The following is a 469-nucleotide window of genomic DNA, read 5'->3' as shown; positions in this document are numbered from 1 at the left end:
GAGAGGGGGCCGTTCGTCGATGATCACGCAGAGCTACTCGCGTCTGCGGGTGACCGCTCGCTGCAGCAGCACGAACACGAGCAGGATGCCGCCGGTGATGATCGTCGTCATCTCGGGCGGGATGCCGCCGTCTCGCGTGATGAGCACGTTCATGAGTCCGAGCACCAGCGCGCCGACGACCGACCCGAGAACATAGCCGTAGGCGCCGGTGAGCACCGTGCCTCCGATCACGGCGGCGGCGATCGCGTCGAGCTCCCAGCCGATGCCGGTGATGTTCTGAGCGGTGCCGAGCCGCGCCGTGTAGAGCACCGCGGCGAGACCTGCGAGGCCGCCGCTGATCACGTACACGAGCACCTTCGTACGGTAGACCGGCAGCCCCATCAGCAGCGCGGAGTTCTCGGCTCCGCCGATGGCATAGACGGTGCGCCCGGTGCGGGTGCGGTGCAGCACGAAGCACGCGGCGGCCACG

Annotated in this window: 1 protein-coding gene; it reads right to left on the bottom strand. The window is 68.9% G+C overall.

What is annotated here, in order from left to right:
• Nucleotides 1–33: 33 nt before the first annotated feature.
• Nucleotides 34–469: ABC transporter permease (locus J7E68_RS14980; RefSeq protein WP_396652511.1), on the bottom strand; the 436-nt coding region annotated here is incomplete at its 5' end.

Origin of the sequence: Microbacterium sp. ISL-103 (assembly GCF_018613995.1) — a bacterium.
Classification (GTDB): domain Bacteria; phylum Actinomycetota; class Actinomycetes; order Actinomycetales; family Microbacteriaceae; genus Microbacterium.
The sequence above is the reverse complement of the archived record's forward strand: the minus strand, read 5'-3'. Positions and strand labels throughout refer to the sequence as shown.